Source organism: Polaromonas sp. P5_D5, assembly GCF_054049435.1.
Genome location: NZ_JBFUMJ010000003.1, coordinates 540,541 through 559,574 on the forward strand (window position 1 = coordinate 540,541; position 19,034 = coordinate 559,574).

The 19,034-nt window shown below is 61.7% G+C and carries 19 protein-coding genes; 5 read left to right on the forward strand and 14 right to left on the reverse strand.

Annotated elements, in window-relative coordinates:
- Window position 1: 1 nt before the first annotated feature.
- From ACXJKE_RS15340 to ACXJKE_RS15395, 12 genes are all read right to left on the reverse strand, one after another.
- Entirely contained in the window at window positions 2–1,420 is a 1,419-nt protein-coding gene (locus ACXJKE_RS15340) for an FAD-binding oxidoreductase (RefSeq protein ID WP_457281446.1), read from the reverse strand.
- Window positions 1,420–2,448 (reverse strand): serine endopeptidase, encoded by a 1,029-nt coding sequence (locus ACXJKE_RS15345; protein ID WP_457281447.1) that lies wholly within the window; start codon window positions 2,446–2,448, stop codon window positions 1,420–1,422. The genes ACXJKE_RS15340 and ACXJKE_RS15345 overlap by 1 nt, the downstream gene beginning before the upstream one ends.
- A 30-nt stretch (window positions 2,449–2,478) precedes the next feature.
- A complete protein-coding gene (locus tag ACXJKE_RS15350; protein WP_457281448.1) occupies window positions 2,479–3,294 on the reverse strand; it encodes a DUF2145 domain-containing protein in 816 nt (271 codons plus the stop codon).
- Window positions 3,295–3,307: 13 nt separating this feature from the next.
- Window positions 3,308–3,766 (reverse strand): hypothetical protein, encoded by a 459-nt coding sequence (locus ACXJKE_RS15355; RefSeq protein ID WP_457281449.1) that lies wholly within the window; start codon window positions 3,764–3,766, stop codon window positions 3,308–3,310.
- Between the two features lie 30 nt (window positions 3,767–3,796).
- Window positions 3,797–4,261, reverse strand: coding sequence for a YiaA/YiaB family inner membrane protein (locus ACXJKE_RS15360; protein ID WP_457281450.1), 465 nt, complete (start codon window positions 4,259–4,261; stop codon window positions 3,797–3,799).
- 128 nt (window positions 4,262–4,389) lie between these two features.
- A complete protein-coding gene (locus ACXJKE_RS15365) occupies window positions 4,390–5,409 on the reverse strand; it encodes an alpha/beta fold hydrolase (RefSeq protein WP_457281451.1) in 1,020 nt (339 codons plus the stop codon).
- Entirely contained in the window at window positions 5,399–6,436 is a 1,038-nt protein-coding gene (locus ACXJKE_RS15370) for a hypothetical protein (RefSeq protein ID WP_457281452.1), read from the reverse strand. The genes ACXJKE_RS15365 and ACXJKE_RS15370 overlap by 11 nt, the downstream gene beginning before the upstream one ends.
- Window positions 6,433–7,311, reverse strand: coding sequence for a methyltransferase domain-containing protein (locus ACXJKE_RS15375; protein ID WP_457281453.1), 879 nt, complete (start codon window positions 7,309–7,311; stop codon window positions 6,433–6,435). The genes ACXJKE_RS15370 and ACXJKE_RS15375 overlap by 4 nt, the downstream gene beginning before the upstream one ends.
- 15 nt (window positions 7,312–7,326) lie before the next feature.
- Window positions 7,327–8,703, reverse strand: a complete 1,377-nt coding sequence (locus tag ACXJKE_RS15380) for an FAD-binding oxidoreductase (RefSeq protein WP_457281454.1) — start codon at window positions 8,701–8,703, stop codon at window positions 7,327–7,329.
- A 21-nt stretch (window positions 8,704–8,724) separates the two neighbouring features.
- Entirely contained in the window at window positions 8,725–9,081 is a 357-nt protein-coding gene (locus tag ACXJKE_RS15385; RefSeq protein WP_457281455.1) for a DUF805 domain-containing protein, read from the reverse strand.
- Complete coding sequence (locus tag ACXJKE_RS15390) at window positions 9,078–11,036, reverse strand: MFS transporter (RefSeq protein WP_457281456.1); 1,959 nt, start codon at window positions 11,034–11,036, stop codon at window positions 9,078–9,080. Before ACXJKE_RS15390 ends, ACXJKE_RS15385 begins: the two co-directional genes overlap by 4 nt.
- 15 nt (window positions 11,037–11,051) lie before the next feature.
- A complete protein-coding gene (locus ACXJKE_RS15395; protein ID WP_457281457.1) occupies window positions 11,052–11,963 on the reverse strand; it encodes a hypothetical protein in 912 nt (303 codons plus the stop codon).
- Between the two features lie 113 nt (window positions 11,964–12,076).
- Between ACXJKE_RS15395 and ACXJKE_RS15400 the strand changes: the two genes are divergently transcribed.
- Together ACXJKE_RS15400 and ACXJKE_RS15405 are read left to right on the forward strand one after the other, a co-directional pair.
- Window positions 12,077–12,835, forward strand: a complete 759-nt coding sequence (locus tag ACXJKE_RS15400) for a helix-turn-helix domain-containing protein (RefSeq protein WP_457281458.1) — start codon at window positions 12,077–12,079, stop codon at window positions 12,833–12,835.
- 206 nt (window positions 12,836–13,041) lie between these two features.
- Entirely contained in the window at window positions 13,042–14,199 is a 1,158-nt protein-coding gene (locus ACXJKE_RS15405) for a hypothetical protein (protein WP_457281459.1), read from the forward strand.
- Window positions 14,200–14,313: 114 nt separating this feature from the next.
- Here ACXJKE_RS15405 and ACXJKE_RS15410 read toward each other — a convergent pair whose 3' ends face one another.
- Both ACXJKE_RS15410 and ACXJKE_RS15415 read right to left on the reverse strand, forming a co-directional pair.
- On the reverse strand, window positions 14,314–15,591 hold the full coding sequence (locus ACXJKE_RS15410) for an FIST signal transduction protein (RefSeq protein ID WP_457281460.1): 1,278 nt from the start codon (window positions 15,589–15,591) through the stop codon (window positions 14,314–14,316).
- A gap of 37 nt (window positions 15,592–15,628) precedes the next feature.
- Complete coding sequence (locus ACXJKE_RS15415; RefSeq protein ID WP_457281461.1) at window positions 15,629–16,480, reverse strand: PhaM family polyhydroxyalkanoate granule multifunctional regulatory protein; 852 nt, start codon at window positions 16,478–16,480, stop codon at window positions 15,629–15,631.
- A 297-nt stretch (window positions 16,481–16,777) separates the two neighbouring features.
- Between ACXJKE_RS15415 and ACXJKE_RS15420 the strand changes: the two genes are divergently transcribed.
- Genes ACXJKE_RS15420 through ACXJKE_RS15430 form a run of 3 tightly spaced genes read left to right on the forward strand, consistent with a single transcriptional unit; the run spans window position 16,778 to window position 18,985 of the window.
- Window positions 16,778–17,200, forward strand: a complete 423-nt coding sequence (locus tag ACXJKE_RS15420) for a VOC family protein (protein WP_457281462.1) — start codon at window positions 16,778–16,780, stop codon at window positions 17,198–17,200.
- Between the two features lie 7 nt (window positions 17,201–17,207).
- A complete protein-coding gene (locus ACXJKE_RS15425; RefSeq protein WP_457281463.1) occupies window positions 17,208–17,813 on the forward strand; it encodes a MarC family protein in 606 nt (201 codons plus the stop codon).
- Window positions 17,810–18,985: a toxin-antitoxin system YwqK family antitoxin gene (locus ACXJKE_RS15430; protein ID WP_457281464.1), complete on the forward strand. Its 1,176-nt coding sequence runs from the start codon at window positions 17,810–17,812 to the stop codon at window positions 18,983–18,985. The genes ACXJKE_RS15425 and ACXJKE_RS15430 overlap by 4 nt, the downstream gene beginning before the upstream one ends.
- The last annotated feature ends 49 nt before the right edge of the window (window positions 18,986–19,034 follow it).

Here is a 19,034-nt window from a genome sequence, read left to right on the forward strand (position 1 = left end):
ATCAGATCTGGTACTGCGACCACAAAGCATTCGTGAACCGCGACGCGCCAATATGCTCACGCAACTTGTTGAACCTTGGCGCCTGAGGGTAAGCACGAAGAAATTGTTCCTTTGTCGCGTGCAGCTGATACGGCAGGTAGTAGGTACCTTCATGTGCCAAGGCCAGATCGATCATTGAGCGAGTCCATTGCGCAGCGTGTCGCTGCGCATAGACCGACATGCCCTGCTTATAGTAAATCACGAAAGAAAATACATCTTGCCGCGCCCAAGCCATCAGTACCGCATGATCAGGCGGCGAGTGGCGTATTGAAACATTCACCGTTCCCGTAGGAATCGTTTGCAAGATGTCTGCCATCTTTCGCGCGAAGCTCGTGAAGTGGCGCTCCGGAACAAAATACTCTTGCAAAACATAAGTGGAAAAATCCCGGCTCGCTGGCTCCAGCTGCGCAACGTCAAGGCTGGCTTCATAATTGCGCCACACCACGGCCGGGGTATCTTCGATGGAAGTAGCGGCTTTTCCCCGGAGCAAAGCTCCGCCAGGCAACTCCGTCATGGCCCAGAAGAAAAATTTCTCTTTCGTGTAGGGGCGACCCGGCGGCGTCAGCCGCTCCTGGATGGTCAAGGGCTTGTCGGTGCGTGACCACGTGACGCAATGCGGATAGCCAAACCGGTCCGGGAATAAATCGGCGTTGTGCAACAGCACGTTCGGGTCAGACTGGATCTTCTCGCGGAACCAGCCCGGATAGTCTTCAATGGAAATGCGGTTCGTTGATCTTTCTATGCGAAAGTTTTCATCGAGATTGAGTTCAATCTCCGTGACGACGCCAACCCCTCCATATCCACCAATGGCGGCATGAAAAAGTTCTGAATTGATTTGCCTGCTGGCTTCAACCACCTCACCGTCAGGCAAAACGATCTGCAGGGCCCTGACGGAACGGCTCACAGGCCCGTGCCCGACATAACGCCCATGGCAATTCACCGACACCGAACCTCCCACCGTGAAACTGGCGTAGCTCTGCATGGTCTGGACCGCCAGCCCCTGCGGGTCGATGATTGTTTGCAAGTCGCGCCACCGCATACCGGCCTGGACTCTGGCGGTTCGTTTGGCAGGGTCGAATTTCACCACTGCATTCATGGAGCGCATATCCAGTTGCAGTCCGCCTTGAATTGCGGTTTGTCCACCCATGCTGAATCTGCCGCCGCCGACACTCACGCGGCCTTGCCATTTTTTTAAAGCCTGCCGGACATCATCGGACCCACGAATTTCCGCGATCCCGGCCACCGTCACAGAACTCAGATGCGTGACATTGCACACACTCAACGGATCGACCGGGCATTTCGCCTCGGCATTCAGTTGCGTCAGCGCAGCACCACCCGCGATTGCCGATAGCGCCCTCCTGCGCGATGGGTCAAAGCGCATTAGCTGGCACCGCAGGAATGGCAGAACCTGGCGAACGCGCTCTTGCGCGTGGAGCACTTCGCACAATGGTCGAACAGGCCAATGCCGCAGTGCGGACAGAAGTCAATCACCGGATTTTTCAGATCCACCACCCGCTCACAGCCCGGACACACGCCTTTGGAAAGCCTTGTCAGCGCCGTGTCGTAGCTCAGTTCCTCGCGGCGTTGCACGTTCGGCAGCTGCTCGATCAGCTTCTGCTTTTCCAGGTATCGGTTCAGCGAAACAATGGCCTGCCGGCCCACCAGCGCCGTGACGACAATGCCTACGATATAACGCACATAACCACCGTAGCTAGGCAGGTAAGGCACCAGCTCGACGAAGAAGGCAAACACAGCAAAGAAGATAAAACCCCACACAAAGGGCCAGTAAGTCGTCTCGCGCTTTTTCGCAAACAGCCAGCCGGCCGCCACCAGCAACGGGAGAGTCAGGGCCAGGCGATACAGAAAGACGCGCAGTTCCACACGCCGGTATTCGGCGTTGAGTTGCACCTGGGCAGCCTCTTCCATCTCCGCCAGCTTGCGGCGTTCGCGCGTCGCACCCTGCCGGGCATCCAGTGCCGCCTGCTGCTGAGCTTCTACGGCGACGCCCGCCGCGCGTTCACGGTCTTTCAGCCCGTCCAGCGCCCGCGTACGCGACAGCAACTCGGTGTCCTGTTCAGCCAGTTGCGTGGCACGCCGTGTAGACAGCCAGTTGTCGAAGGTTTCACGCGCTGCGGCCGAATCCGCCTGGGCTGCCCGGCGTTTAAGCTGGGCTTGCTCCAGCGCGGTTTGCGCGTCACGCTCGGCCCGCTCGGCCGTTTTGATGGTGCCGCGCAGCGCATTGCTGGCCGTGGCGTCCATGTAGTCGTCGACCGAGAGCTGCTTCTCGACTTTCGGCAAATCGCCGACCACCGTGCCACCCAAACCGATCAGGAAACCGGCAAACACCAAAGCCACCAGCCAGAGGCCGCGGTGCATCCATTTTTCCGTCAATCGCAAAGTGTTGGCCATGGTTATCTCCGTTTTCTGGAAAACAGGTTTTCACAGTTTGATGACGGTCACGGGCTTGCCGGGCACCGTCATTTGTGCGCGTTGCAGCCAGTCAAACACCGAATCCACCGTGACGGTCTCAATGCGGTCAGAAAACCGTTTGTCGTTGGGATGGTCGTCAAACGCGATATTCGCCGCGGTCACGCGCCCGCCCAGGCGGGTCAAAGGGCCCAGCTTGAGCGTGGTGGGCTCGTAGCCCTTGAATTGCAGCCAGGCCTGAGCCTTCTCACGTGTGGTCACCCCGGGTTCCATCGCGGCGGCCACGGTTTCAATCGCCCATTGGTTGGACTGCTGGTACTTGCGGCCCCACACGTAGCTCACGATGCTGTAAGGCTTGTGGTGCATGGCTGTCAACCGGCCCGGGTCTTGCAGCAGCGCCAGGAGGCGTGCCTGGACTTCCGGCGCAGGCGCCACCCAGGCGGCTTCGTAACGCCACGGGTCGTCCAGGAAAAACTCGCCCAGTCCCTGGCGATACACCGCTGAGTCGCCGGTGCCGCAGGTGTTGAGCTTGTGCACCACGCGCCAGGTCATGCCGCCCTGACCGTCGGGCAGCTGATAGGCCAGGCCCAGATGCGAATAGCGAATGCCGTACTTGCCCAGGTCTTGGCCTGCCCGCGCCAGCACCACCACCTTCTCGCCGCTGGCATTGAGCGACGCCAGCGTCTTCTCGGCCAGTGTCATGCCGCGCTCAACGGTCTGAGGGTTGGTCTTGCGCGCTTCGCAGGAACGCCCGGCATGGACAGTTGGGGTGGCGCCCAGGAAAAAAGCCGCCAGCAACAACGGCAGGAAGACTCGAGTGATTTTCATGGGGTACTCCGCCTTATTGGGTCAACCGCTCGTTGTGCAGCAACGCGCGGCCTAGCGCATTGGGAATAAAGGCAATGGCCTCTCCGGCCGCCGACAGCACCACCCCGGCGCTTACCACACTGACCACCACGGCGGTGCCGACGACCATGGAAACGCCGGCAACGCCCCGGCCGACCACCTCGATGCTGGCGCGGGCACCGTCGGAGGCGCGCTCCAGCACGTACACCGTTCCCCTTGCCGTGCTCTCCACCGTTTTGACCACCAGCACCGTACCGGCCGTAGACAAAACCACAGGCACAGCGACGACTGCACCCACCGCGGCGCTGGCCGTGACTACGACGGAGGCTACCGGCAGTGCCGAGACGGCACTGAGAGCGGAAGCCTCCGATTGGGCTTGCGCATTAAAAGATGCCGTAGCACCCGCCAATATTGCGCAAGCAGCTATTAAATATGTAGCAAATGACTTTTTCATGATGCGTTCCAGAAGCAGAGGTGTTGTTACTTAGTCGCTGGCCGCGTGACCGCGGGGCCCGCGGCCCATACGGGCTTCGCTCAAGTCGGCTTCGTGCCGGTCGCGCAGGGTTTTGGCCAGGGTAAAGCTGCAGGTGATCAGGTAGAGCCAGCTCACGCCCAGGAAAGCCTTGTAGGTTTCATTGATCTCCATGCGCCACAAACCCCAGCCCGTCAGCGACATCGCCAGGAAGAAGCCACCCCACACCACCAGCTTGAACATCGGGGTGTCCGTCAGCCGGCCTTCGGCCCGGCTTTGCTCCTGGTCACGCACATACTTGGCCAGCACGAAAGCGGCCGACAGGCAGAAGAAATACCCCATGATCATGAAAGCGCGGTCCAGGTCCTTGCCGGGCAGCCAGGACAAGCCCACAGCGCAAAGGAAAACTGCAATCACGAACGAGGCCCACACCTGAACCTGCCAGGGTTTGGAGTCACGGTGTATCAGCGTCTGCATAAAAACCTTGCGGTTGTTGAGGTGCCGCTACTGTGCGGGCCAACGCTGCAAAATCACGCGAGTAACGATACAGATCCTCAGCAATGATCGAAGAGTATCGAATTTTGATACTTATCCAAGGAACCGGTTCAAGGATGTCTTAGCGCCTCGGTCATGCGCATATTGAACAAGGCCGGATCCTCAATTTGCGGAATATGACCGACGCCAGGCAATACCAGCAGTCTTGATCCGGCGACCAGGCGCTGCAGGGTTTCGGCCTGGGACAGCGGCGTGATCGTGTCCTCCTGCCCCCAGACCAAGGTCAGCGGCATGGGCAGCTCGCGGAAACCTTCAGGTTTCTCGCTCAAGGACTTGCCGCTCTCGCCGGCAAATTGCGCGGCCCAGTCGCCCAGGCTGGCGGTGAAGCCGTCCAGCACGAAAGGCTGCCGATAAATTGCCGTGCGCGAAGGCGTGACGACCTCCTTGCGAGCCACGAACTGGCGCAACCAGAATTCGCTGAACAAGGGCTGAGTGCCCACCGTGGCAATCAGTGCCGTGCGCAGCGGGCGAATGCCAAAGAGGCTCGCCGCCACGCCGCCGCTTTTCGCTGGTGCGGGATATTCCATCAGGCCGATTGCCGCGTCGACCAGGATGAGATGGCGCACGCGGTCGGGTTGCAGCATGGCGGCTTCGGCCGCGGGCCCGCCGCCATAGGAGTGGCCCAGCAGTGTCACCGGGCCAAGCTTCAGCGCATCAATCAAGCCGATGATGCGGCGCGCCTGTGCGTTGCGACTGTAGTCGCGCGCAGCAGGCCGCGTGCTGAAGCCGAAGGGCGGCAGGTCCACCGCAATGACGCGATAGCCGGCGGCCGCCATGGCCTTCACGTTCTGGTCCCAGGTGCCGCTCCATGCGCCGGTGCCGTGGGTCAGTACCAGGGGCGGCGCGGCCGGGTCGCCGAATTCCTGCACATACAGGTCCACGTCATGCGCATGCAGCCAGCGCCCTTCCCTGGGTGCCGCCTCACGCGGGCTGTGGTCCTCAACCCACAGCATGCGGGCCCAGGAAAAAACCACGACCAGCAACAGGCAGGCCACCAGCGCCATGAGTACGCGCCACGGGTAAATAAGCCAGGTGCGCCCTGGCTTCTGCTCTCGCCGCTTAATAGTCAAAAATGTGCTCCACCTGCAGATTGCCGGCTTGCCACTGGCGCAACGACTCGGCCAGGTGTTTGACGGGCACCGTCAACACCACCCGCTGGATGCCGGGCCGGGTGAGGATGGGTTGCCTCAGCAGTGGCGTGGCGGGGCTGGTGGGCTCCCAGGTGCCTGGCGCCAGTACGCTGACCAGGATGAATGAATCATTGCCTGCGATCTCGCTGAAATTGACGCCTTGCACCGCCAATGCCTGGGCATAGCGCATGAATGCCTCATAGCGGGGGATGGTGACCAGGGCCGAACCGTCGGGCTTCGGTGAGAGCACTTTGAGTTCCGGCAGCGCGGCGTCGGCCCGCGGCACAGGCTTTGCCACCACGGCAGTGACCGGCAAGGGCGCATCGTAGATCGTCTGCGTACCCAACTTGATCAGCCGGGCATAACCCGCCTTGACCAGGTATTCGGTCGTGAGGGCAAAACGGCGTTCCCACTTGCGGACCATGTCCGGCCCGGTGAGAGGCACATCGCGCCAAAGGCCTGCCAGCGCCTTGTCGAAGTCATACAGGTACCAGGGCTCTACGCGGATAAACCGCACATAGTCCTGCGCAACGCTGGCCGCATGCCTGTCCTCGGGCGTGGGCCGGCCGGCCAGTGATTCGGCGAGCCGTCCGACGAGCGTCTCATAGGCCGACTTGAGCGCATATTCCACCGTCGTGCTGGTGCCTATCACCATGATCATCAGGTGATAGCCGGGGTTGAGGTCGAGCCCGCGGCGGCTCGTCTCGTCAAAGACGGCTTTGTAGCTTTCCCAGAACTGGCCGATGTGGCCATAAAAAGGAAAGCGGCTGGGCGCACTGGCACCTATGAACTCGCCGTACTCATAGGGGCTGAATACCAGGAACCACTCGGGATAAGTCAGCAGCGTCTGCTCGACGCCGCGCACATGCTCGGACCCCGCCACCGGCGCAGGGCCGGCGGCCGGCGCCATTCCGACAAGCGCGGCGAAGGCGCCCGCAACTGTGAGATTGCGCAGCCAGCGCATCACGCGGCAGCCTCGCCGGATTTTGTGAACGCCAGCAGCACGTTGTCGGAAGGATCGTGCGCCTGCAGCTCGCGCTTGCCGCTGTCCTTCAGTCCACGTTCGCCAAGGTAAGCCACCCACTCGGCGACAGGCCGGAAGTAGCGCAGCTCTCGCTGGTTGGTTTCCCATGCGCCGTTCAGGCCGGCATTGAAGACGGTGTGCACCAGCGAGACAAACGTGAACATCTCGGGCGTGGTGACGTCATGGTCGCGCAGGATGAACATGCCGCCCGGCTTAAGCACACGCACGATGGAGGCAACATAGGCATCCAGCTTGTCCAGCGGGCAGTGGTGCAGGCCGATATAGCAGGTCACCAGGTCCACGCTGGCATCGGGAATGCTCGCCGGCAGCGGGTCATAGTCGTTCATCGGCACAAAGCTGCCGATCTTGAACAGGCCGCCGCGCTCTGCGATGTCCACCGGCGAGTTGGTGGGCGCCACATCATTCACCAGGGTGACGGGGCCAGTCACCTTGATGCGCTTTTTCAGCTCGCTGATATAGCGGCCGGTGGAGCCGATCTCGACATAACCGTCAATCTGCTTTTTGTCGCCCAGCAGCCGCTGGGTCTGGTCGGCCATTTCCTTCTTCTGCTTGAAGAGTGCCGGCAACGCCAGCGTCAGGTCCGCCATGAAGGGCTTGATCTTCGGCAGTTCACGCTGGAGCCTGCGGTAAATGGCTTCATCGTTGTCGAGTTCGGCCGAGGTGTTCTTGATCAGTGTGTGAAACCGGTCCTCAGGATAAAGGCGGTAGATATTCTGCAGGAACTTGTAAAAACCGTCGTGCCAGCGGGTGACGCTGAAAACGGCGCGAAATTCCGAGACGGGTGAGGTGGTGGTCATGGCAGGTCCTGTCGTTCAGGTGTTGGAATCGTTCAGCGTGGGGTTCAATGTGGGGGCGTAGTATTTGTCCCAGAGCACATTGCGCAAGCGGAACTGCGGATCGAGCTTGCGTTTCAGGGCGAACAGCTCTTTGGCCCGCGGATAGGCGGCGTGGAACTGCTCCGGCGTTGCATGCGGCTGGTAGGGCAGGTAGTAGCTGCCGCCGACACTGATGGCCGCATCAATCAGCTCGCGCGTCCAGACCGACACGCGGTTGATGGCGTTGTCCCGGGTGCGCTGCTTGTAATAGAGGACAAACGCAAAGGTCTCACCCCGGGCCCAGGCCAGCAGGGTGCCGGGGTCGGGCCGCGCATGCCGCACCGACACGTTAAGCGCATTGACGCGATAGCGCTGCAGGATTTCCGCCATGATCGGCACGAAGTCGTCAAACCGCTCCACCGGAATGAAGTATTCCTGCAGCACATAGGTCGTGTACTTGCGCGAAGCCGGCTCAAGCTCCGCCACGTCGTAACCCGCCTCGAAGTTGCGCCAGTGCACCTTGCGGAAAAAATAAAGGAGGGGGTCGATCAGGTATTCGCGCCGCCATTTACCCAAGGGGGTCTCGGTCACGGCCCATACAAAGTAGCGGTTCACAGAGTAGGTTTCGCCGCCTTGCTGCAAACGTCTTGGCTCGGTGGTGGCTTCGTCAGTGCGCGCCCAGGTGACGGAGCGCACCTTGCGGTAATGCGGCGGGTACAGGTCGGCATTGTGAAAGACCGCGTCCTGGAAATACCTGACCTTGGCCTTGAAGTGGCTGATGTATTCGGCCGCGCTCATCTTGCGGGCCAGCCGCTTGACCTTGGTGTTGTCCGCCAGGTCCAGTTCGGCCTCAACGATCACGGCCACACCGCCATAGCCGCCGATCACAGCGTAAAAGAGTTCCGCATTGACGGAAGGCGAAGCATCCTGCACGCTACCGTCGGCCAGCACCACCCGGATCTCCCGCACCGACATCACCACTGCACCCAGGCCCATGTAGCGGCCATGGCAGTTCACACTGAGTGCGCCACCTACCGTGAAATTGGCATAGGTCTGCATGATTTTCACAGCAAGGTCGTGCGGATCGACAAAGCGCTGGATGTCGCACCAGCGAATGCCAGCCTGCACGCGTATGGTTTTCTCCATCGGCGAAAAGCGGATGATCTGGTTGAGTTCACGCATGTCCAGGTGCAGGCTGCCGGGGCTGGCAGTCTGCCCGCCCATGCTGAAATGCCCACCGCCCACCGACAGCGGGCCATCGGTACGGCGCACGGCATCGCACACCTCTTCCACGGTTTTGGGTTTGCTGATGGCCCAGACGGCAACCGGGTTGAGGCCGGTCACATCGTTCACGATCAAAGTGTTGTTGTGCATGTTGTGGTCCCGCGTCATCCTCTACCGCACCACCAGATAGTCGCCGCGCGGCGCCAACGGGTCGGGGCCCCAGCGATTGTCTTGCGGCAGGCCGCGCCTGAAGGCCAGTTGCCACGCCAGCCACAACGCACCGGCCACCGGCACCAGGACCAGCAGCAGCCACCAGCCCGAACGATTACGGTCATGCAGGCGCCGGATGCAGAGCAATATCAGCGCCGCCAGTACCGGACCATTGATGAGCCAGGCCAGCACCACCGAAGGGGCCGGCCCTGCGGCTGCCCAGGCCAGGTACAAAACCGCCCACGCGATGAGGCCATGCAGCCAGAAGCCACCGCGAGAAATCCTGCCGCCAGCTTTAAAAAATTGAAGCGCAGTCATGTCTTGTCCTGTCCCAGAAGTTGTTCCACCTTCGCCCTCAGATCCGAAGGCTCCACTTTGTCCGCAGCAATTGGCATGCCTACATTCAGGCCCACCCGGTTGAAGAGCCCGCGCCGAAAGGGTCTGGTCATGGCGACTCCTTTTTCGGCGCGGCTGAAAAATGAACCCCATAAGTCGGTCAGCGCCATCGGCACCACATTGACCTGCACACCATCACGCCGGGCATTCTCCAGAATCTTCATGACGCCGCCTTTGAACTCCTGCAGTTCGCCATTTTTTGTAATACCGCCCTCGGGAAATATTGCGAGCAAATCGCCGTCACGCAGCACCTTGGCGGCGGCTTCGAAAGCCGCCTCGTACAACGCCGGGTCTTCCGTCCGCGGTGCAATCGGGATCGCCTTGGCCAGCCGGAACAGCCAGCCCAGAACCGGCATTTTGAAGATGCGGTGGTCCATCACAAAGTAGATGGGGCGCGGGCTGGCGGCCATCAGCAGCACCGGGTCGACAAAGCTGACGTGGTTGCAGGTCAGCACGGCGGCGCCGGCGGCAGGGATGTTGTCGTCACCGGTGATCTTGAAGCGGTAGACCAGGCGCGAAGCAATCAGTGCGATAAAACGCAGCAGGTACTCGGGCACCAGCATGAAAATGTAGAACGCCACCACTGCATTGGCCAGTCCAACGAACAGGAATATTTGCGGAATGCTGAACCCGGCCTTGAGCAGGGCGCCGGCCAGGATGGCGCTGACGATCATGAACAGCGCATTGAGAATGTTGTTGGCCGCGATGATGCGCGCCCGGTGCGTGGACTGGCTGCGCAACTGGATCAGCGCGTACATCGGCACGCTGTAAAGGCCGGCAAAGAGGCTGAGCAAGGCCAGGTCGATCATTACGCGCCAATGCGCAGGCTGCGACATGAAGGCGCCCAAGGTCATGACGGGCGCTGACGGCAAGCCGCGCGAGGCGAAGTAAAGGTCAACCGCAAACACGCTCATGCCGATGGCTCCCACAGGAACCAGCCCTATCTCGACGTGGCGTTTGCTGAGCACCTCACAGAGCAGCGATCCGGTCGCGATGCCGATGGAGAAAACGACCAGCAGCAAAGACGCCACCTGTTCATTGCCGTGCAGCACCTCTTTGGCAAAACTCGGAAACTGGCTCAGAAATACCGCACCAAAAAACCACATCCAGCTGATACCCAGCATGGAGCGGAACACCACCAGGTTGCCGTTGGCAAGCTTGAGGTTGCGCCAGGTTTCTGTCACCGGGTTCCAGTTGATTTTCAGGCCCGGGTCAGTCGCAGGCGTCAGCGGAATGAACTGCGAGACAAGCCGGCCAACCAGTGCGAGGCCGATGCATGCAATGGCCACATAGTCCGGCCCGACCTGGGGTACGGCCACCATCAGCCCACCCACCACCTGGCCCAGCAAAATGGCCACAAAGGTGCCCATCTCAACCATGCCGTTGCCGCCGGTCAGCTCGCGCTCGTTGAGCGCCTGCGGCAGATAGGCAAATTTGACCGGGCCGAATATCGTGGAATGCAGCCCCATCAAAAACGTGCACCCCAAAAGCACGGGCACCTGGACATTGGCGTTGCTGCTCATGAAGCCGACCGCAGCGATCAGCATGATCACCACTTCCAGGTTTTTGACAAAACGGATCACGCGCGTCTTCTCGAACTTGTCCGTGAGCTGCCCGCTGGTAGCAGAGAACAGCAAAAACGGCAGGATGAACAAAGCTCCAATGGCCAGCCCCGCCAGCGCGGGAGGCAGCCAGCTCACGCTGAGCTGGTAGGTCACCATCACGGTGAAGGCAAACTTGAAAAGGTTGTCGTTGGCCGCGCCTGAAAACTGCGTCCAGAAGAAAGGGGCGAAGCGGCGCTGCTTGAGGAGCGCGAACTGGTTCGGATGCTCGTGAACGGGGGGTGGCGACACCGCGGCGGCCATATCAACAGGCATGCTTGACTCCTCTTTTCAGTTGTTGTGCGGCAAGCTGTGGCGAGATGGCCTGCCTGCTCTGTTTTTGAATGCTGCTGTGGATTCTGCCTTGAATTTCCGGGCGTCCAGAAGCGCCGCAACGACGGGCCAGGCAGCACAACTGGCCACCACGTGCTTCAGGGTGTGGCCCGAAACCAGCTGACCCGTCCATTCGAACACCGCGTGGTCACCCAGCTCGAGCAGCTTGGCCAGCGCATAAATGGCCACCACCAGCATCCAGCGGATGGGCAACACCCGCCCTGCCAGCGTGGGCCGCAAACAGGCGACGCCGACAATCAGCAACATGCCACCGAGTTGCAAAACGGCCCAGGGCAGCACATTGCCCGTCTGCGACCACAGGTGCACGGACAACGGTCCGAGAACGAGGACCATTGCAGCAACCGCCATACCGGCACGGGTGCTGACGGCCTGCATGGTGCCAAGCCCGAGCAGGCCGGCGAAGGCAAACACCATGCCGCCGCGATCCCAGACCAGCCCGGCATCTCCCGGCTGCAGATGGTAGGCCGCAGAAACCACGGAGGTGAGGGCCAAGCCGGAAAAGAACAGCCCTGCGAAACCTGCGGCTGCGGCGCTGACAGCCCGCGCCTTCACGGCACGCACAAGGGCCCAGGCACCCGCCATGCCCCACAGCACGAACGGCAGGTTGCTGAGGACGTCCATCGCATGCGGCAACCATCCCCAGGCTCGTTGGTCGGCGAAGTCGTGATAGTGCAAAGGCTGCGCCACCGACGGCCCCAGCAATGCCGCCGCCAGCATCGCAAGCAACACGCCGGCGAGCGCGGATTCGCGGCGGCAGGCCGGTGCGTTCCAGCCCGATACCTTCATCTGTGCGAACCAGGAAGGCGGTGGCACAACACGGCGGTGGGCGGTTTTTAGGCTGATTGGCATGGGGCAGCTCCTGTGTGAATGAAGCCGCACTGTGCAGGCCATGTCCCGAAAAAAGCACCGAAATTAGAACCAGTTCTCACCGTTCAGCCTTAAAGTACCGATAATCGATACTCATGAGCACTACCGCAGATCTGATCACCGCCCTCAAAAAAGAGCTCAAGGCTGCGCGCATGACGTACGCCGACCTGGCCGTCAAACTTGGCATGGCCGAGTCAAGCGTCAAGCGCATGCTGGCCAGGGGCGATATGCCCCTCTCGCGTATCGACGCGATCTGCCGCGCGCTCAAGCTGGACTTTGCCGACCTGGCCAGGCGCATCGCCGACACCCAGCCGCTGCTGGCGGAGCTGACCGAAGCACAGGAAAAAGCCGTGGTGGCCGACAAGAAGCTGTTGCTGGCCGCCATCTGTGTGCTGTCGCAATGGACGCTGGAGCAAATCACCACCAGTTACCGGCTGACCGAAGCCGAGTGCATCAAATACCTTGCGCAACTGGACCGTATCGGCATCATCGAGCTCAAGCCGCTGAACCGCTACCGGCTCAAGCTCGCCAAGACCTTCCGTTGGCGACCACACGGGCCGGTCATGGACTACTTCCGCGAAAACGCCCTGCTTGACTATTTTTCCGGTGGATTTGACGGCAACGGCGAAGGCCTGTTGCTGGTGCACGGCTCCATCAGCCGCGGCCTGGCGCCTTCGTTCCTTGAGCGCATGCAGCGGGTGGCGCAGGACTTTGCCCAACAGCACCAGACCGACCAGAAGCTGGGCGACAAGGACCGCGAAGGATTCACCTTGCTGCTGGCCATGCGGAGCTGGGAGTTCGAGGCCTTCGCTAATTTACGACGAACACCCCCGTCCGGGACTCACTTCGTGTAGCCCGTCCCCCCCTCAAAGGGGCGGCCCCCTGCGGCCCGGCAAAGCCGGTTCCGCGGGGCCTGCTGGTATTCAGTTCAGATCGCCGCCCGCGGCCTATTGCACGCAATTATATTAGTTGGCTAAGAAAATTCGGAGTTTACTGATAATATTCAGCGAATTGCAACCTGCAAGACTGATTTATGCATGCAATTTCCATCAGAAGCACGATGAACCCCACCTCCACCTACGTTGGCCTGCCCATCCCGGTCGCTGCAAATCTGACCGACACCAAATACTTCTTCCAGGCGCTGGACAACTTCTCGCGCGTGATGGCGATACGCCCCGGGGACTGGGTCCTGATGCTGGCCGACCCTCTGCTGGACCCGCGTGTGATCGACGCCGTGATCGGTATTGCCAAATCGCGCGGCGCCGAGGCGCGCATTTATATGGAGCCGAGCACGCAAGTGACCGCCGTACCTGAAGAAGTGCACGCCATGCTGAAGAAGGCCACTTTTGTGGTGTCTACCTGGTTCTGCTCCATCCTCGACCCTTTGTGCATCAACCTGCGCCGCGCCGGCCAGCGCTGGGTCAAGATCACCTACTTTCGCAACCTGGACCTGCTGCACACGCCGCAGGCGCGCTTTCCGGTCGACCTCATCGGCGAGATCATCCGCCAAACGGCCAGCCGTTACCCGATCGAAGGCGATTTCGACTTGCGCTTCACCGACTCTCGCGGCAGCGACTTCCGCATCAGCTTCACGCAGGCGATGCGCGCCAGCCAGCTGGCCACCAACCGCTGGCGCGGCCAGATGACAGCCGAGGAAGACGGCTGTTATGTGCACTACCTGCCGACACACGGCCCCAATCTGTGGGATCACAACTCGGTCAAAAATGATTTCAAGGCCGTGGTGCCCATGGCGGGCGTGCTTTACCCGCAATGGGCGGTCGGTTTTGCCAAACCGTTTGAGGAAAAAATCGCCGTGCATTTTGAAGGCGACACGATTTCCTCGGTCGATGGAATTTCAGAAGAAGCGGTGATCCTGCGCGAGATGCTGGTCGGCGGCCGAATGATCGAAGGCGGCGGCTGCGGTTTCAACCCCAAGGCACCGCGCCACACGGTGTACCCAGCCGGCTCGAACGCGCCCGGCGCGCTGCACTTCGGCATCGACCTGGCACAACCCAGCGACTACATACGCCGCGTCATGCCTGACTGGGAAGAGCCGCCGGTGCACATGGACCTCATCACGCTGGACGGCACCGTGACTGCAGGTAATCAGACCCTGATCAAGGACGGTTTTTTGTGCGCGCTGCGCGACCCGTCAGTGGTGGCACTGGCGGCGCGTTACGGCGATCCGGTGGAGCTGCTTGAAGCCCAGGTTTCGTAAGTCCCTTACCGTCGAGCAAGCGGGGGCCGCGGTCCGGCTTTGCCGGCCGCAAGGAGCCCGTCCCCTGGAAGGGGAAAAGGCGCTACACGCAGTGAGCGTCCGATAGGGGTAAGCCTATCCAGGCGACGTAAACACCGTCAGCACACCGGTGTAGCCGTAAAGGTGGTGCCGGGCGATCTCGCCGCCGGCGAAAAAGCCAACCAGCGGCACATCGCCCAGGGCCCGCCGCACGATCTGCAGTTCGGCACTGGGCGCACCGAAGTGCGGGCCGCCACGGCCGGAGCAACTGACATACACCGCGCCGGCTATGCGCCGGGCCGCGTGCGGCGCGGATTCGGCCTCTGACGCACTCAAGGCGCTGGCAACTTCCAGCGTAACTTCTTCCGGTTCCAGCTCTTCACGAATCTCGGCGCACACACGCACCAGGTCGGCGCGCGCGGCTTCCATGTTGCGTTCGCAGAAAGCCAGCTTCATGCCCACGACGGGCACCTCCGCAATGGCAATACCCTTGCGCGCCGGATCCAGCCCGATCAGGTGGCGTACCAGTACCTCTGCGCCAAACTGGCCGTGCCGGCCGGCGCCGTCATGGGGAACGTCTGCCGGGCGGCTCAGGCCGACCAGCGTGGTCCGCACCTTGGCCAGGGCCTCCCGCGGCTCATCAAGCGACACGTCCAGGTCCGCCAGCATCACCTCCAGTGCCGGCTGGCCATCGAGCTCCGTCACCACATTGGACTCGCAGGCTGTGATTTCATGATGCGCAGACACGGGCCGGCACCCCTGGGTAATGCGCGACATCAGTGCCGCGCCCTGGCCAAAAGCCACACCGCTGAGCCCCCCGGTGAAGACACCGCCGGCCGCGCCCTGCCCCTTGACATTGCCATGCCCGCTAAGGGCAAACTGCACCGTACTGGAGCGGCTGGAGGCCAGGCCGCCAAACACATAGCCGCTGCCGGTGCGCTGTGCCATTTCGTCGATCAGTTCGGCAACGTCGGGCGTTCCGGCGTCCGCATGCACCAGCGCCGTATGCGCCTTGAACCTTCCCTGGCTGGCCGGGGGCAAGGGCGACACCCCGGAGAACACACGGTACTGGTCGTGCGGAAGCTCGCAGAGCATGACGGTGAGCGCCGGCTCGTCAAAGTACTCGACGTTGTTGGAGGCGATACCCACACCCACCGTGCCGCTCCAGTCGGTGATGTCGGGCAATTCGGCGCTCAGGTGGTCAAGAATGTCCTGCGCATGTGCCGCATAGTGATCGGTGATGTAGAGCAGCGCCAGCGTGGGCGATTTGGCGTAGCCGGGCAATGCGAGGTAGGCGCGCAGTTGCGCCAGCACAAGGCCTGCCGCCATCTGCCATTGCGGATGGGTGGCGTGGCCGTAGGGGAAAAGCTTCATGGGGTCCTGGTGAAATTCAGTGAAAAGTCAGCCTGTATCAACGCGTGGTTTTGCGTGCGGTTTTGGTTGCAGCCTTGCGCGCTGGCGCCTTGGCCTTGGGTTTCGTTTTGGCGGCAGTTTTGCCGGCGGCCGGTGTAGGCCAGGCCTGGCTGCTGCGCAGGGCCGTGTTCATGGCCGCGCGTGCGCCGCCCGCCACGGTTTTACCGGCGGACTCCGCCATGTTGCGGGCCATGCCCGTTGCCATGCCGGTGGCGGTCTTCATCGCGTCCTTGGCAAGGCCGGTCGCCAGGCTTTTAGTGGTGTCCATGGCCGTTTTTTTGGCGGCGTCCTTCATGGCATCTGCCGCAATCGTCTGGAACTGCTGGGTCAGCGCGCCCCACCACTGCATCGGGTCCACCACGCCGGCCGGCTGCGCGCCGGCCTTGGCCGCGGCGGGTGGCTTGGATTTTGCGGCCGGCTTGTCTGCGCCAAAGCTCGTTGGCGGAACCTCCAGCCCCGAAAACGTGCGGGCCTTGTCGGCCACACGCTGCACGCCACCGGCCACGCTGTCGGCCACCTTGAGCTTGAAGGCATTGGCCACGTCGCCCATGTTGAAGTTCATGCCTTTGAGGGTAGCCAGCGTCATTTTCTGCACCTCCAGCGCCTGGATGGTCGCCTTGAGCGCTGTGGCGTTCTGGTCGAGCCAGAACTGGACGGCCTTGAGTTCATCGATGCGCTTGTCGAGCTCTTCGACATTCAGCGTGGGCGCTACCCAGTTGCCCAGATTGGGCAGCTGCGGAATGCTTTGTGTGGCGCTGCCTGCCGCCTGTTTGGCCAGGTTCTGCAAAAAGTCAAAGCCGGGCACCAGCTTGCCGAAACCGGGGAAAGAAGGGTTGTCCGCGTCACTCATGAATGTCTCCTGGCAGGTTGTGCACGATTTGCATCGGGCGGCTGGATGATCCAGCGCACGCCTTCATTGTGCAACGCCGCAGCAGCGCGTCAACCGCTTTTTGTGTTTTCACCAGGCAAACACCAGGGTCGAACCGGTCTCGATACGGATTCAAGCAAAAAACACCCACAGACCTTTATTGACAAGCGCAAGCAGCTATCTATTTCATAGCATTCATCGGCAGGCCTGGCGCCATGCCTGTTGCCGGCCAGGCTGCAAAAGCGTCTCTTTCGGACAATGCCCTGATAAGCTTGCACCATGAAAAGCCTCTTTCACTTTGCCTTCAATGTCAGAGACCTCAACGTGGCCCGCCAGTTTTATGGCGGGATCCTGGGATGCGCGGAAGGCCGCTCGGCCCCTACCTGGGTCGACTACGACTTTTTCGGCCACCAGCTGTCGCTCCACCTGGGCGAACCGTTCAAGACGGAGCGCACCGGCCATGTCGGCGACAAGCTCGTTCCCATGCCGCATTTCGGCCTGGTGCTTGCCCTGGCCGACTGGCAGGCCCTGGCGCAGCGCCTGCAGGCGGCCCGCATGGAGTTTGTGCTGGAGCCGCAAGTGCGCTTTGCCGGCGAAGCCGGCGAGCAATGGACCATGTTTTTCTGCGACCCCTTCGGCAACCCCATCGAGATCAAGGGTTTCCAATCACTTGAAGCCCTTTACTCGGCCAACCCGGCCTGAGATATATATGGCCTATACCTTTGCTTCCGCCACGGTGCTGCTCCTGCTGATCACCGATCCGTTCGGCAACATTCCGATTTTTGTCAATGCCCTGAAGGGTGTGGCGCCGGAGCGGCGCATGCGCGTCATCCTGCGTGAGGTGCTGATCGCGTTTTTGCTGCTGCTGGCCTTCATGTTTGTCGGCGACGGCTTCCTGCGCCTGATGAACCTCAGCGATTTGTCGCTGCAGATTGCCGGCGCGGTGGTCATGTTCCTGATCGCGCTGCGCATGATTTTCCCGTCGGACCAGCCCGAGGCCGCGCCGCTGCAGGGCGAGCCGCTGATTGTGCCGCTGGCGATTCCCGCACTGGCCGGCCCTTCGGCGCTGGCCACGGTCATGCTGCTGGTGTCCCAGGCGCCGGCACGGCGGCTCGAATGGATCGCGGCGCTGTGCGTGACCATGGCGGTGTGCGCCGTGGTGCTGGTGCTGTCCGAGCGGATCCAGCGGGTGGCGGGCGACCGCGTCATGATGGCTTTCGAGCGCCTGATGGGCCTGATCCTTGTGGCCATTTCAGTTGAAATGTTCCTGCGCGGTATACGGCTGTTCATCACCCAGACCGGAGCCACGTCATGAAGAACGCCGCGCAGCGCCTGGCCCTTCTTTGTGCCTGCGCGCTGGCCTCAGCCTCGGTGCATGCCGTGCAGGATTGTGAAGTCAGCGGCGAAAGCGTCAACCCAAACCACGGCGGCACCACCGCCGGCAAGACCGGCATCATGCGCTGCAAGGACCGCGACTCCGGACAGCTGGTGCGCGAGCAGGAGCTGCAGGGCGGCAAGTTCATGGGCTTGATGCGCTACTACCAGAACGGCAAACTGCAGCGGGAATACAGCGAAAACGAGCGTGGCAACCGCCATGGCCGCGCGCGCGAATTCGCACCGGACGGCCAGGTGCTGCGCGACTCCGTCTACGAAAACGGCACCGAGGCCGGCCTGGCGCGCAGCTTTCACACCAATGGACAATTGCGGCGCATCGTGTTTTACGGGCCGCGCGCAGGCGGTAGCGTAGAGCAGGCGTATGCCGAATTTAATGACCGCGGCCAGTTGCAGGCTTTGCGTTGCGGCGACAAGCCATTGCTCGCGCCGGCGGCAGACGATGCCCGCTGGTGCGGTTTTTCGGGGGGTACCTCGAAGGTCGAACTGTTCAGCGGCAAGGGGATATTGAACGGCAGCAGCAGTTACCTGGCCGGTAAACGAATTCGCCATGAAACGCTGGGTGACGGTGGAAAACCAGATTACCTGGATGAAGTATCGGGCAACATTCGCACTGAACGCTATTTCAACAATGCCGGCGTGAAACGCCGCGAAGTCCAGTGGCTGCTGGAAGCCAACCCGTCAAAAACCTCGTTCAAGGAACGCGAGCAGGAGTTCGCCGACAGCGGCGCGCTGACGCGCGACAGGCGCTGGTCGGCCGGCAAGCCGGTCAGCGACCAGACTTACTACCTGAACGGCCAGCCGCGCAGCAAAACCGAGTACGGTGGTGAAGGCGACACCGCCTGGCTGCAGACTACCGACTTCTTCGACAGCGGAAAAATCGCCGCCACCGGCCGCTACACAGCCTCCAACCGCTACCGGCAACTGCCCCAGGGTACGCATCAGCGTTTTAACGAAGCCGGCAGGCTGGTAGCCGAATCGAGCTACGACGAGCGCGGCCGCATCACGCGCGAAAAGGCCTGGGACGATGACGGCAAGCTGCTGCGCGACGATGCCGTCTTTGAAGACGGCTCAAGAAAAGCGTATTCCAGATAAAAAAATAGAGCCCCCACGCTCCCCGAGGGGGCCGCCCGCCTGCGGCCCG

Excerpts from the sequence above, each read along its gene's own strand:
- ACXJKE_RS15390 (WP_457281456.1), bottom strand. The coding sequence starts at position 11,036 with ATGCCTGTTGATATGGCCGCCGCGGTGTCGCCACCCCCCGTTCACGAG.
- ACXJKE_RS15355 (WP_457281449.1), bottom strand. The coding sequence starts at position 3,766 with ATGAAAAAGTCATTTGCTACATATTTAATAGCTGCTTGCGCAATATTG.
- ACXJKE_RS15415 (WP_457281461.1), bottom strand. The coding sequence starts at position 16,480 with ATGAGTGACGCGGACAACCCTTCTTTCCCCGGTTTCGGCAAGCTGGTG.
- ACXJKE_RS15350 (WP_457281448.1), bottom strand. The coding sequence starts at position 3,294 with ATGAAAATCACTCGAGTCTTCCTGCCGTTGTTGCTGGCGGCTTTTTTC.
- ACXJKE_RS15340 (WP_457281446.1), bottom strand. The coding sequence starts at position 1,420 with ATGCGCTTTGACCCATCGCGCAGGAGGGCGCTATCGGCAATCGCGGGT.
- ACXJKE_RS15400 (WP_457281458.1), top strand. The coding sequence starts at position 12,077 with ATGAGCACTACCGCAGATCTGATCACCGCCCTCAAAAAAGAGCTCAAG.
- ACXJKE_RS15405 (WP_457281459.1), top strand. The coding sequence starts at position 13,042 with ATGAACCCCACCTCCACCTACGTTGGCCTGCCCATCCCGGTCGCTGCA.
- ACXJKE_RS15345 (WP_457281447.1), bottom strand. The coding sequence starts at position 2,448 with ATGGCCAACACTTTGCGATTGACGGAAAAATGGATGCACCGCGGCCTC.
- ACXJKE_RS15420 (WP_457281462.1), top strand. The coding sequence starts at position 16,778 with ATGAAAAGCCTCTTTCACTTTGCCTTCAATGTCAGAGACCTCAACGTG.
- ACXJKE_RS15395 (WP_457281457.1), bottom strand. The coding sequence starts at position 11,963 with ATGCCAATCAGCCTAAAAACCGCCCACCGCCGTGTTGTGCCACCGCCT.
- ACXJKE_RS15410 (WP_457281460.1), bottom strand. The coding sequence starts at position 15,591 with ATGAAGCTTTTCCCCTACGGCCACGCCACCCATCCGCAATGGCAGATG.
- ACXJKE_RS15380 (WP_457281454.1), bottom strand. The coding sequence starts at position 8,703 with ATGCACAACAACACTTTGATCGTGAACGATGTGACCGGCCTCAACCCG.
- ACXJKE_RS15425 (WP_457281463.1), top strand. The coding sequence starts at position 17,208 with ATGGCCTATACCTTTGCTTCCGCCACGGTGCTGCTCCTGCTGATCACC.
- ACXJKE_RS15360 (WP_457281450.1), bottom strand. The coding sequence starts at position 4,261 with ATGCAGACGCTGATACACCGTGACTCCAAACCCTGGCAGGTTCAGGTG.
- ACXJKE_RS15385 (WP_457281455.1), bottom strand. The coding sequence starts at position 9,081 with ATGACTGCGCTTCAATTTTTTAAAGCTGGCGGCAGGATTTCTCGCGGT.
- ACXJKE_RS15430 (WP_457281464.1), top strand. The coding sequence starts at position 17,810 with ATGAAGAACGCCGCGCAGCGCCTGGCCCTTCTTTGTGCCTGCGCGCTG.
- ACXJKE_RS15375 (WP_457281453.1), bottom strand. The coding sequence starts at position 7,311 with ATGACCACCACCTCACCCGTCTCGGAATTTCGCGCCGTTTTCAGCGTC.